The organism is Nocardioides sp. S5, assembly GCF_017310035.1.
Taxonomy (GTDB): domain Bacteria; phylum Actinomycetota; class Actinomycetes; order Propionibacteriales; family Nocardioidaceae; genus Nocardioides.
Genome location: NZ_CP022296.1, coordinates 3,301,322 through 3,313,929, shown reverse-complemented (window position 1 = coordinate 3,313,929; position 12,608 = coordinate 3,301,322). Strand labels below are relative to the sequence as shown.

The 12,608-nt window shown below is 71.1% G+C and carries 8 protein-coding genes; 4 read left to right on the top strand and 4 right to left on the bottom strand.

Going from position 1 to position 12,608, the window contains the following annotated elements; genetic code table 11:
• Positions 1 to 22 precede the first annotated feature (22 nt).
• The 4 genes from rodA to CFI00_RS16355 all read left to right on the top strand — a co-directional run bounded on the left by rodA (position 23) and on the right by CFI00_RS16355 (position 6,026).
• The gene (gene rodA / locus CFI00_RS16370; RefSeq protein ID WP_207082132.1) at positions 23 to 1,165 is read left to right on the top strand and encodes a rod shape-determining protein RodA; all 1,143 of its coding nucleotides are present in this window, start codon (positions 23 to 25) and stop codon (positions 1,163 to 1,165) included.
• Between the two features lie 115 nt (positions 1,166 to 1,280).
• Positions 1,281 to 3,254, top strand: a complete 1,974-nt coding sequence (locus tag CFI00_RS16365; RefSeq protein WP_207082131.1) for a TIGR03960 family B12-binding radical SAM protein — start codon at positions 1,281 to 1,283, stop codon at positions 3,252 to 3,254.
• A gap of 97 nt (positions 3,255 to 3,351) precedes the next feature.
• Positions 3,352 to 4,401 (top strand): class I SAM-dependent methyltransferase, encoded by a 1,050-nt coding sequence (locus CFI00_RS16360; protein WP_207082130.1) that lies wholly within the window; start codon positions 3,352 to 3,354, stop codon positions 4,399 to 4,401.
• Entirely contained in the window at positions 4,398 to 6,026 is a 1,629-nt protein-coding gene (locus CFI00_RS16355) for a glycosyltransferase (RefSeq protein ID WP_207082129.1), read from the top strand. Before CFI00_RS16360 ends, CFI00_RS16355 begins: the two co-directional genes overlap by 4 nt.
• Before the next feature lie 25 nt (positions 6,027 to 6,051).
• Here CFI00_RS16355 and CFI00_RS16350 read toward each other — a convergent pair whose 3' ends face one another.
• From CFI00_RS16350 to CFI00_RS16335, 4 genes are read right to left on the bottom strand one after another with little or no spacing between them, the layout of a single operon-like run.
• A complete protein-coding gene (locus CFI00_RS16350; RefSeq protein ID WP_207082128.1) occupies positions 6,052 to 7,242 on the bottom strand; it encodes a glycosyltransferase in 1,191 nt (396 codons plus the stop codon).
• A complete protein-coding gene (locus CFI00_RS16345; protein ID WP_207082127.1) occupies positions 7,232 to 9,016 on the bottom strand; it encodes a hypothetical protein in 1,785 nt (594 codons plus the stop codon). Before CFI00_RS16345 ends, CFI00_RS16350 begins: the two co-directional genes overlap by 11 nt.
• A gap of 53 nt (positions 9,017 to 9,069) precedes the next feature.
• Positions 9,070 to 11,181 carry an acyltransferase family protein gene (locus CFI00_RS16340; RefSeq protein WP_207082126.1) on the bottom strand — a complete coding sequence of 704 codons (2,112 nt, stop codon included), beginning with the start codon at positions 11,179 to 11,181 and terminating at the stop codon, positions 9,070 to 9,072.
• On the bottom strand, positions 11,178 to 12,533 hold the full coding sequence (locus CFI00_RS16335; RefSeq protein ID WP_207082125.1) for a glycosyltransferase family 39 protein: 1,356 nt from the start codon (positions 12,531 to 12,533) through the stop codon (positions 11,178 to 11,180). Before CFI00_RS16335 ends, CFI00_RS16340 begins: the two co-directional genes overlap by 4 nt.
• Positions 12,534 to 12,608: the final 75 nt, after the last annotated feature.

The window sequence follows — 12,608 nt, the reverse complement described above, 5'->3', positions numbered from 1 at the left end:
GCGCCCGGGCCAGTCTGCAGGCATGCGGGCACCCGGCCTCGACTGGCTGCTGCTGGGCGCCGCGCTGGCGCTGGTCACCGTCGGCACGCTGCTCGTCTGGTCGGCGACCACGACGCGCGCGGACCTCACCGGGGGCGACCCGGACGCCTACCTGCGCAAGCAGCTGGTCAACGTCGCGATCGGGCTGGTGCTGATGGTGGCCGTCGTGGCCACCGACCACCGCTGGGTGCGCATCCTCGCGCCCCTGGCGTACGTCGCCAGCGTGTGCGGTCTCGTGATGGTGCTCGTCGCCGGCTCGACCATCAACGGCTCGCGCTCGTGGCTCCAGGTCGGCGGCATGTCGATCCAGCCGTCGGAGTTCGCCAAGCTCGCGGTGGTCATCGGCATGGCCCTCGTCGTCGCCGAGCGCACCGAGCGCCGCTGGGGCCGTGGCGTGGGCAGCCTCGAGGTGGCGGCGATGCTCGCCATCGCCGGCATCCCGGCCGTCCTCATCCTGCTCCAGCCCGACCTCGGCACCATGCTGGTGCTCACCGCCACCGTCTTCGGGGTCCTCGCGGTCGCCGGCGCCTCGCGGCGCTGGCTGGTCGGGCTCACCCTCGCCGGGGGCGGCGGAGCGATCGCCGCCGTCTCGATGGGGGTGCTCAAGCCCTACCAGGTCGACCGCTTCCTGGCCTTCACCGACCCGACGCTCGACCCGCGCGGGGCCGGCTACAACACCGAGCAGGCGCGCATCGCGGTCGGCAACGGCGGCCTGTTCGGGCAGGGGCTCTTCGACGGCTCGCAGACCCGGTCGGGCTTCGTGCCCGAGCAGCACACCGACTTCATCTTCACCGTGGCCGGTGAGGAGCTCGGCCTGGTCGGGGCGGGCATCCTGATCCTGCTGCTGGCCGTCGTCATCTGGCGCGCGCTCGCGATCTCCGCCCAGGCCGGTGACCTCTTCGGCCGGGTCGCAGCGGCCGGCATCGCCTGCTGGTGGGGCTTCCAGGGCTTCCAGAACATCGGCATGTGCCTGGGGATCATGCCCGTCACGGGCGTCCCGCTGCCGTTCGTCTCCTACGGCGGCAGCTCGCTCTTCGCCGGCATGCTCGCCCTCGGCCTGCTGCAGAACATCCACCTGCGCTCCGCGGGCGCGGTGCCCACCCGCCTGCTCCCCGCACCTCGCTGAGTAGGCCGCGCCGGGCGCGGCGACGTACCCTTGCGGATCGAGGCGTCGCGCCGTCCGGTCGACGTCCGCGCCCTGCCTCCCCTGTTCCCCACCCCCGATCGAGGTGTTCCCGAGCATGTCAGTCGCGTCGGTCTTCCCGCGCCTGGAGGGCAAGCTGCCGTCGGTGCAGAAGCCCATCCAGTACGTCGGCGGCGAGCTCAACTCCGTCGTCAAGGACTGGGACTGCGCCGCCAGCTCCGAGACCGGTGGCCCCACCGTGCGGTGGGCGCTGATGTACCCCGACGCCTACGAGGTGGGCCTGCCCAACCAGGGCGTGCAGATCCTCTACGAGGTGCTCAACGAGCGCGACTGGATCCTCGCCGAGCGCACCTACTCGGTGTGGCCCGACATGGAGCAGGTGATGCGCACCGGTGACGAGCAGGGCCCGATCCCGCAGTTCACGGTGGACAGCCACCGTCCCGTCGGCGCCTTCGACCTGTTCGGCCTGAGCTTCTCCACCGAGCTCGGCTACACCAACATGCTCAACGCCCTCGACCTCGCAGGCATCCCCCTGCACGCTGCCGACCGGACCGAGGACCACCCCGTCGTCATCGCCGGCGGCCACGCCGCCTTCAACCCCGAGCCCATCGCCGACTTCGTCGACGCCGCGGTGCTCGGTGACGGCGAGGAGGTCGTGCTCGCGATCTCCGACGTGGTGCGCGAGTGGAAGGCCGAGGGCCGCCCCGGCGGTCGCGAGGAGCTGCTGCGCCGCCTCGCGGTGACCGGCAACATCTACGTCCCGCGCTTCTACGACGTCGCCTACGCCGCCGACGGCTCGATCGAGGCCGTGGTGCCCAACCGTCCGGGCATCCCGTTCCGGGTGCGCAAGCACACGCTGATGGACCTCGACCAGTGGCCCTACCCGGCCAACCCGCTCGTGCCGCTCGCCGAGACGGTGCACGAACGCTTCTCGGTCGAGATCTTCCGCGGCTGCACCCGCGGCTGCCGCTTCTGCCAGGCGGGCATGATCACCCGCCCGGTGCGCGAGCGCTCGATCGAGACCATCGGCGCGATGGTCGAGAACGGCATCCGCAAGTCCGGCTTCGAGGAGGTCGGCCTGCTGTCGCTGTCCAGCGCCGACCACACCGAGATCGGGGAGGTCGCCAAGGGCCTCGCCGACCGCTACGAGGGCACCAACGTCTCCCTCTCGCTGCCCAGCACGCGTGTCGACGCCTTCAACATCACCCTCGCCAACGAGTTCTCCCGCAACGGTCGCCGCTCGGGCCTGACGTTCGCACCCGAGGGCGGCTCGGAGCGGATGCGCAAGGTCATCAACAAGATGGTCAGCGAGGAGGACCTGATCCGCACGGTCGCGGCGGCGTACTCCCACGGCTGGCGCCAGGTGAAGCTCTACTTCATGGTCGGCCTGCCCACCGAGACCGACGAGGACGTGCTGCAGGTCGCCGAGCTCGCCAAGCGCGTGATCGCCACCGGCCGCGAGGTCTCCGGCCGCAACGACATCCGCTGCACCGTCTCCATCGGCGGGTTCGTGCCCAAGCCGCACACGCCGTTCCAGTGGGCGGCACAGCTCGACCACGAGGCCACCGACGCGCGGCTGAAGAAGCTGCGCGACACCGTGCGTGACGACAAGTTGTTCGCTCGCGCGATCGGCTTCCGCTACCACGACGGCAAGCCCGGCATCGTCGAGGGACTGCTCTCGCGAGGCGACCGGCGCGTCGGGCGGGTCATCGAGGAGGTCTGGCGTGACGGCGGCCGCTTCGACGGCTGGAGCGAGCACTTCTCCTACGACCGCTGGATGGAGGCCGCCGGGCGCGGTCTCGCCGGCACGGGCGTCGACGTCGACTGGTACACCACCCGCGAGCGCGACTACGACGAGGTGCTGCCCTGGGAGCACCTCGACTCTGGCCTCGACAAGGACTGGCTGTGGGGTGACTGGGAGGACGCCCTCGCGGCCGCCGACGGTGCCGACATCGAGATCGAGGACTGCCGCTGGACCCCGTGCTACGACTGCGGGGTGTGCCCGGAGATGGGCACCGAGATCCAGGTCGGCCCGACGGGCCAGACGCTGCTGCCGCTCTCGGTCGTCTGACCGCCGGGTCGCACCCTTTGGTGGGGGGCGACGCGCTGGACTGCCGCGGTCCGGATGTGGGTTAACCTGCGTGCCGGGAACGCGACGAAGGAGTCTGATGACCCACGAGGGAACGACGTCGGTCGACTACGGCCAGGCCTACTACAACGAGGCCCACCTGGGTGGTCACGGGGACTACTCCTGGGACAACGAGCACTGGCGCAGCTTCTTCATGTCGGTCGCCGACCGGCTCATCGGGGCGTTCAACCCCGGCTCGGTCCTCGACGTGGGGTGCGCCCGCGGGCTGCTCGTCCAGTCGTTCACGGTGCAGGGTGTCGAGGCGCACGGACTGGACATCTCCGCACATGCCGTCGCCAGTGCCCACGAGGACGTGCGCGACCGCTTGAGCGTCGCCTCCGCCACCGAGCCCATCGCGGGGCGCTACGACCTGGTCACGTGCATCGAGGTGCTCGAGCACATGTCGGAGGGCGACGCGCAGCTGGCGATCGACCACCTCACCGCGGTCACCGACCGGGTGCTGTTCTCCTCGAGCCCCGAGGACCACGACGAGCCCACCCACGTCAACACCAACCCCGGCGAGCAGTGGGCGGCCTGGTTCGCCGAGCGTGGCTTCTTCCGTCGGGTGGACGTCGACGTCAGCATGATCGCCCCCTGGGCCGTGGTGTTCGAGCGCGGTGAGCCGACCCTCCACGACCTCACCAAGCGCTACGAGCAGCAGTACGCCCGCGTGCGGACCGAGCTGCTCGAGAAGAGGCGCGCGCTCCTCGAGGCCGACCGTGAGCTCAACGTCCTGCGCGGTCAGCTCGACGAGCGTCCTGTCGACAGCTCCGAGGCCGACCGGCTGAGGGCCGAGGTCGCCCACGCGCGCCACAGCGTGCTGGTCAACCGTGACCACGTCATCGGGCTGGAGGCACAGAACGGGCGCCTGCAGCGCGACCTCAGCCTCGTCACGCTGGAGCTCAAGAAGGCACAGCGCCGGGTCAAGGGCCTGTCCAAGCGCCGCGACGAGCTCACGGGGAGGCTGCAGGAGACCCGCCAGCGCCTCGAGCGCACCCGCAAGCGGGTAGTCGAGCTCGAAGCCGCCCCTCCTGCGCGGGCGTCGATCCCGCGGCGCGTCGTGCGTCGTGCCCGCAGGGCGCTGCGGTGAGCCCTCGCCGTCCGGCGCCGCTGTTCAGCATCGTCACGCCGGTCTACGACCCGCCGCTCAACGTGCTCAAGGAGTGCATCGAGTCGGTGCTGGCCCAGGACTTCGAGGACTGGGAGATGATCCTGGTCGACGACCTCTCGCCCAACGAGGCCGTGCCCACCGTCATCGCGCGCTACGCAGCCGAGGACGCTCGGATCCGCCTGATCGAGCGCGACACCAACGGCCACATCGTCGTCGCGTCCAACGACGGGCTCGACGCGGCGAGGGGAGAGTTCGTCGCGCTCCTCGACCACGACGACCTCCTCGCCGCCACCGCCCTGTCGCGGGTCGCCGCCGAGATCGAGCGCCACGACGACGTCGACTACGTCTACACCGACGAGGACAAGGTCGGGGCAGACGGCAGGTTCTACGCCACCTTCCACAAGCCGGACTGGTCGCCCGAGCGCCTGCGCGGCCAGATGTACACCTCCCACCTCTCGGTGCTCCGCACCGAGCTGGTGCGGGAGGTCGGCGGGTTCCGGGAGGGGTTCGAGGGCTCGCAGGACCACGACCTCGTGCTCAGGGTCACCGAGCAGGCGCGCCGGGTCGTCCACGTCCCCGAGGTGCTCTACCACTGGCGGGCGGTCGAGGGATCCACCGCCGTCGACATCGAGGCCAAGCCCTACGCCAACGACGCCGGGCTGAGAGCCGTGCAGGACCACCTCGACCGGCTGGGGGTCGCGGCCACCGCCGTCGCCGGCGCGGAGCCGGGCCGCTACGAGATCAGGCGTGCGCTCGACCCGGCGGTCCGGGTCTCGCTGGTCATCCCCACCATGGGCCAGTCCGCCGTCATCCTCGGCGAGTCCCGCGTCCTCGTCGTGGAGGCGGTGCGTTCGGCGCTCGCCCGCACCGACCACGAGGACGTGGAGGTGGTCGTGGTGCACGACGCACCGACGCCGGCCTACGTCCTGGACCAGCTGCGCGAGGTCGCCGGCGAGCGGCTGGTGCTCGTGCCCTTCGACGCCCCGTTCAACTTCAGCACCAAGATGAACCTCGGGGTCAGCCACGCCTCGGGGGAGCGCATCGTCTTCCTCAACGACGACGTCGAGGCCATCTCCGACGGTTGGCTCGAGCAGCTCGTGGCCCCGCTCGACGAGCCGGGCGTCGGCCTCACCGGTGCCAAGCTCTACTACGCCGACCAGACCGTGCAGCACGCCGGCCACGCCTACTTCAACGCCGGCTACCACCACCCCTTCCGGTTCCGCACGCGTGACGAGGCCGGCCCGTTCGGGGAGCTGTTCGTCAGCCGCGAGGTGACGGGCGTGACGGCGGCCTGCGCGGCGATGACCCGCGAGGCCTACGTCGAGATCGGCGGGTTCACCGAGACGCTCCCGGCCAACTTCAACGACGTCGACCTCTGCTACAAGGTCGGACGCGCCGGCCTCCGTGTCCTGTTCATCGCCAACAGCGAGCTCTTCCACTACGAGTCGCAGACCCGTGTGCCGCAGGTGGCTGAGTGGGAGCGGCTCGCGGTGGTGAGCAGGTGGGGGACCCCGACAGAGGACGCCTACCTGCGCAGCGAGCTCGCGATGCCCAACCTTCGCCGGGTGCGAGAGGTGACCCCCGAGCTGCTCGGCGACTCCTGACCCGGGGCCGCCCGGGGTGGGAGCCTCAGCGGGACCGCAGGTAGGGCTCGAGGGCCTGGGCCAGCGGTTCCGCCACGGAGCTCCATGCCCAGCGGGAGTGGGCCTGCTCGGCTGCCGGCGTCATGCGGTCGGCGTACGCCTGCCGGTCCCGGGCCAGGTGGACGGCCTCGCGCAGGGCACCGTCCCACTCGTGGGCCTTGGCCAGGCGACCTGTGACGCCGTCCTCCACGGCCTCGTCGAGCGAGGGCGTGTGCGAGGCGACCGTCCACGTGCCCACCGCAGCAGCCTCGAAGAACTTGAGGTCGGACTTGCAGATGTTGAAGGGGGTGTGGGAGAGCGGGGCGATGTTGACCTCGACCTCGGCGATCGAGCGCTGCAGCTCGACGTAGTGCATGAACTTCTGGAACTCCACGCGTTCCCGGTGCGGCTCGAGTGCGCCCAGGTCGTCGAGGTAGCCCACGATGCGCACCGAGACGTCGTCGTCCTCGTCGAGCAGCCGCGCCAGCGCGGGGCCGGCGATGGCGAAGTCACGCACGTGCGACGGCGTACCGCTGAAGTAGCCGATCGTGACCGGCCCGGTGCGCCGGAACGCTCCACCGACCTTGGCGTCGAGCAGCTCGCGGGAGTAGGCCTGCTGGGCCCGGTTGAGCACGTTGGGCACGATGGACGGCGCGTGCTCGACGTAGGGCGCGAGCCGACGCGCCAGGAGGGCGTTCGTCGTCATCGCTCCGCGGCAGGCCGACAGGGACGCGTTGAGGCGTCCCATGTAGGCGAACCACACGTCCCACTCGGCGTTGACGTCCTGGTCCTTGCCGAGCGAGCTCATCACCAGCTCGGCGAACCCGACGTCGAAGACCAGGTCGTCGCAGTCGAAGACCAGTGGTACGTCGTGCGCCTCGGCCTTCTGGACGAGCTCGCGCAGCGCGGCACCGTAGGGGTAGCGCGCGACGACGATCGCGTCGAGCTCCGGCACGATCCGCGTGAGGGCGCGCAGCTCGTCGTCGCAGAACCACCCTGCGCGGAGCCGTCTGTCGGGGGTGTGGTTGAGCGCGTCGACGGTGTTCGCGACGCGGTAGCGGAACGTGCTGGTGTCGGGGGTCCGGTAGACGAACGCGACGCGGTGCTCGCCGTCGAGCATGGTGCCGACGCGCGTGGCCATGGAGCTGTCCCACAGGTCGCGGACCTCGCCGGGAGGCTCGGGCAGGTCAGTGAACATCCGGGACGATGCTCTCCTCGCTGGTCCCCTCACCGGGTGCGCCCGCGCCGGTCGTGGCACGGAAGCGGTCCATCACCCAGTCGACGACCGGCACCAGGGTCGCCTCCCAGTCGCGGTTGATGTGGTCGGCGGCGACGTTCGCGGCCCGCTGGTCGGGGTCACGTGCCAGCTCGACCATCCGGCGCAGACCATCGAGGAGACCGTCGACGGTCGAGGGCGCCACGATGATGTTGTCGGAGATGTCGGACAGATCGGTCTTGATGCCGTGGGAGTTGGTGAGCACCGCGGCACCCACCGACGCGAGGTCGTAGGGCGGGTACGACGGGTGCGGGGTGTCCATCAGGACCAGGGCGGCGTCCATCGAGGCGACGAAGTCCTGGTAGTCGGTCCAGCCCATGCCCTCGGTGATGGTGACGTGGACGTCGCGCGGCAGGGTGAGATCGGGGGTGCCGCGACCGACGAAGTGGAACTCCCACTCGTCGGGGTCGAGGATCCGTGCCTCGACGGCGCGTGCGATGACCTGGGCGCCACGCCAGAACAGGTTGCGGGCGTTGAGCGGGCGGGAGTAGAAGAACAGGTTGCGCTTCGCGCCGCCGGAGCCTGCGGGCACGACCGAGGCGTCGCGCGTGGGGAAGGCCGGCTCGAGCGCGATGGCGCTTTCGCGCAGGTGCGGCAGCCCGCCGGGTCCCGAGAGGTGCTCGAGCAGACGCGAGGTGTTGACCACGACCGCGAGGTCCGGCTCGGCGAGGGTCTCCTGGCAGAGCAGGCGCTCGTCGCCGTAGGCGTAGAACATCCGCTCGTCCTCCTGGAGCAGGTAGAGCACCTGGTCGCGGGGGATGTCGCTGTCCAGCACTGCGCGGGTCGTCCACCACGACGTGGTCATGACGATGTCGCGGTCGGTGAACTGGAGCCGCTGGCTGCCGTCGACCGACACCTGCTCGAGCTCGAGGATGCCGTCGAGGCTGATGCCGGTGGCCTCCTCGAGGAGCGCGATGACCTGGCCGTCGGGCTCGTCGGTGCGCGTCACCAGCCGCAGGGTCCCGTTGCCGAGGCGGTTGGCGACCTGGACGCCCAGGATGATCGCGGTGCCGACGCCGCCGAAGAGGCTGTGCGGCGCGACGCTGTCGGTGACGATGCTGATGCGGTGCTCGCCGCCCGGGAGCCGGGTCACCGGCATCGGGGCGATGGACTGCCAGCGCTCGGCGTAGAGCGCGTCGACGTACGGCTCGCGCAGGGCACCGCGCGGGGCGATGCGGCCCTCGGCGCGACCGTGGCGCAGGTAGTGGACGAGCGGGTTCCAGTGCGTCTTGGCGACGTCGGGGTTCTGGCGCAGGTATCCGGAGGTGGAGAACTTCTCGCTGGGATCGAGGCCCTCACGCGCGCCGAAGCGGATGAAGTGCTTGACCACGTCGCGGTCGGTCGGCAGGTCCGGGCGGAAGTGGCGGTAGTAGTCCTCGTCGAAGAAGCCGGACTCGCGCACCAGCCGGGCGTCGTCCTCGGCGGGGTTGAGCACCCGTCCCTCGGCCCTGCCGGTGCGGAGGTAGTGGACGAGCGGGTTCATCCCGGACGCCGCCACGTCGCCGTTGCGGCGCAGGTAGGCGTTCGTCGAGAACTCCTTCGACGGGTTGCGGCCGTCACGCGCGCCCTGCCGGAGGTAGTGGAGCACCGGGTCGACACCGGACGTGCGCACGTCCGGGTTCTTCTTCAGGTAGAAGTCGGTGTCGAAGAGCTCCGACTCCCGCAGCAGGTCTGCGTCGGTCTTCTTCTCGCTCAAGTCCTACCCCTTCGTGGCTTCACGTGCGGCGCCACCCTAGTCCCTCGAGCCGGTCAGTCGCCTGTCGCCATCGCCTCGAGCGCGGCCGGCTCGAGGTAGGGGGCGAGGGTCGCGGAGTACGTCGCCGAGAGGTGGTTGTAGTCGGCGTAGACGATCACTCCGCCGATCACCGCCGGGCACACGTCCTCGCGGCAGATGTGGTCCTCGAGGTCGACGGTGGTGACGAGGTCCGAGTCGAGGGCCTCCGCGGCCTCGGTGAGCGGGTCCTGCCCCACCCACTCCTCGGGGGTGCCGTCGCAGGCCGTGGTGTCCTCGAGGTGCTCGCTCACGCAGGCGACCGTGTCGTAGTCGGGGTCCATCGGTGCCGGCGTGTCACGGATGACGAGCACGGGCACGCCGGCGTCGGTGAGGCGGCGCAGGGTGGCCTCGTAGATGTCGGGGGAGGTCGAGTCGCGGTCGAGGGTCGACATCACGACCAGGTCGTGCTCGGCGACGATGCGGTCGAGGGCCTCGTCGACCAGCGCGTCGCAGGTGTCGGTCTCGGCGGGGTCGACCGAGGGCGCCGCCGCATTGTCGGTGGTGGGCTGGCACACCCCGATGACGTAGGTGTCGACCTGCCACTGGTGCTCCTGGGCGATCGCGGTCAGGGCCGGCTCCCAGTGGCCGGCGTGCGAGTTGCCCAGCAGCGCCACCTTGCGCTCGGGTTGGGTCGTGTCGCCGACGGGGCAGCTGACCAGCTCGCCGAACGGCGGCCAGTTGATGCACTGGCCGACGATGACCGAGAGCGGCAGGTCGCCCCGGGTGAACTCCGGCGTGGTGACCAGCTCGGTGGGCTCCTCGCAGTCGAGGTCGGGGTCGAGCGCACCCGCTCCGACGCAGGTCGGCTCCAGGGAGGTGGGGACGAGGTCGCGGACCCGGTCCTCGGAGGCGCGCACGGCCGACTCGGACGCACGGAGCATCGACCAGGCGATGCCCACGACGAGCAGGGAGCACACGGCGAGCACCAGCACCGCGCGCCGGCCGACGAACGTCGTGCCGGAGCGCGGGCGCAGGGCGTTCTCGACGTAGCGCGTCGACGCCCACGACAGTGCCAGCGTGAGGCCGATGAGCGCGAGGGACAGGACCAGGCCGCGCTGCACGCCGAGCACGCCGGGGGCCAGGACGACGATGGGCCAGTGCCACAGGTAGATGGCGTAGGAGCAGTCACCCACCAGCTGCACCGGACGTGAGTGGGTCAGGCGACGCAGGGAGAGCGGGCCGTCGGGGTCGTCGGCATGGATCAGGAGTGCCGCCGCGAGGGTCGGCACCAGCGCCGCCCAGCCCGGGTAGACCGTCTCACCGGTGATGAGCAGGGAGCTCGCGAGGACCAGTGCGAGGCCGGCCAGCGCGTAGGCGCCGCGGACGTTCGCGCCGGGGCGACGGCGCTGGTGGAGCAGCATCCACGCCAGCACGCCGCCGGCGCCGAGCTGCCACATGCGGGCCGGCGTGGCGAAGTAGGCCTCGGCGGGCTCGCTCCAGGACAGGGTGAGGCTCCACAGGAGGCTGGCCGCCGTGACCGTGCCGAGCAGCACGAGGACCGCGACCCCGGCGCGTCGCAGCCGTCGGTCCAGCAGGGCGCCCAGCCCGACGAGCAGCGGCCACAGGACGTAGAACTGCTCCTCGATCGACAGCGACCAGAAGTGCTGGAACGGAGACGCGGTGGCGTTGGCCCGGAGGTAGTCGGTGGCGTCGGAGATGAGCCGCCAGTTCTCGACGTAGAACATCGAGGTGAGTCCGTGCCGTGCGGCAGGCGCCCACTCCGGTGTCGGCCGGAACGCCCACACCACCACCAGCGTCACCGCGATCGTCAGCGCGGCCGCGGGGATCAGCCGCAGGATGCGCCGCGCCCAGAAGGCGCCCAGGTCCCGGACGCCCTCCGGCGGTCGGCGCAGCAGCGCGCTGGTGATGAGGAAGCCCGAGATGACGAAGAAGACGTCCACCCCGACGAAACCGCCGGGGATGCTCGCCGGCCAGAAGTGGTAGGCCACCACCAGGGTCACGGCGAGCGCACGAAGAGCCTGGATGTCCGGGCGGTGGTGGGTGGGAACGGCCGTGTGGTCGGGCCGCACCACCGTCGGGTCGGACTGACCGACCTCGTCGGTGGGCGCGGACGTCGTACGGCTCACGTGGGGGGCACCCAGGGCAACCCGGCGAGGCGGACGACGGACACGGTGGCGGCCAGCACGGCGAGGGTGAGGACCACGCCCACGGAGATGCGGCTGCGCAGCATGGAGGCCGTCACGACCGCTGCCGGCGCGACGATCGCCACGCCGTAGCGGTTGGGGAGCGGGAAGTACATCTGGGACGTCGCGTAGCCGAGCACCACCAGGCCGAGCGAGAACACCACCGCCGCGACCAGGAGCGACCTGGCCAGGAGCGTCTCGCGCCTGCGGTCGGTGACGAACAGGGCAGCGGCGACGAGCCCCGCCGTCAGGACCAGGTGCGCCAGGGTGTTGCTGAAGAACATCAGCGTCGGGTCGCCCACGCTCACCCACGGGGACTGCAGGGGCTGGGCCAGCGAGAAGGCGTTGTCGAAGAGCCCGCGCCAGGGGAACGCGTCGACGGCGAACCTGGTCGCCATGTCGGGCAGGTCGTCAGGGTCCTGGTGGTTGCGCGCGTTGCTGGACACCGTCCAGGCGGCGGCGGCGAAGAGGGCGAAGGCGCCGGTGGCCAGGGCGACGACCGTGCGGGACCGGCCGCTGACGGGCGGTGTCGCAGCGTGCCCTGTGTCGGTCTCGCTCCTCGCGGCACGGGCACGGTTGAGGAGCAGGTAGAGCGCCACCGCCGCGACGACGACGAAGTTGGTGAGCTTGATCAGGGCCACGATCGCCGCGACGGCGACCAGCACGGCCGCCCGGGCCTTCGTCGGACGCTCCTCCCATCGCAGTGCCGCGAGCAGCACCACGGCGCCGACCACGAGACCGAGGGCGTCAGGGGTGACGGTGGCACTGGCGTACGTCGTCGCCGGCGACGCCACGACGAGGCCGAGCACGCCGGCGAGCGGCAGCATCCCCACGCCCATGCGGCGGCCCGCCAGCGCCGTCAGCACGACGCCCAGCGCGAGCCACAGGCCGCCCGCCATGCGGCCGGCGATGAAGAGGCTGTCGACCGGCGTCGCCACCCGGATCACCTCGGCCACGGCCCGGTCGGCGGCGTAGTAGATCGGCGTGTTCGTGGCGGCGGTGTTGTAACCGGACTCCTGGTACACGTCAGGGTCGTAGACAGTGCCCCGCTTGCACGGGTTGGGGTCGAAACCCTCGGCGTCGACGCCCCGGCACGCCTGGATGTGCATGGCGTCCTGCCCGACCTTGTCGCCGGGGTCGAGCAGCGTGGGGGAGCGCAGCATGTAGTCGAGGTGGGAGAGCTCGTCGATCGGGCTGAGGCGGGGGTAGGACAGCACCTGGATCACCGACAGGACCAGTCCGACACCGACCACCGCCAAGAGTGGGAGGACGGCAAGGCGTGGGCGTGCTGGCATGACGTGGAGGATCCCCCGGCGGTCGGTCCGACTGGCGGCGTGCAGTATACGGTCGGGTCGACGAGGGACGTAGAC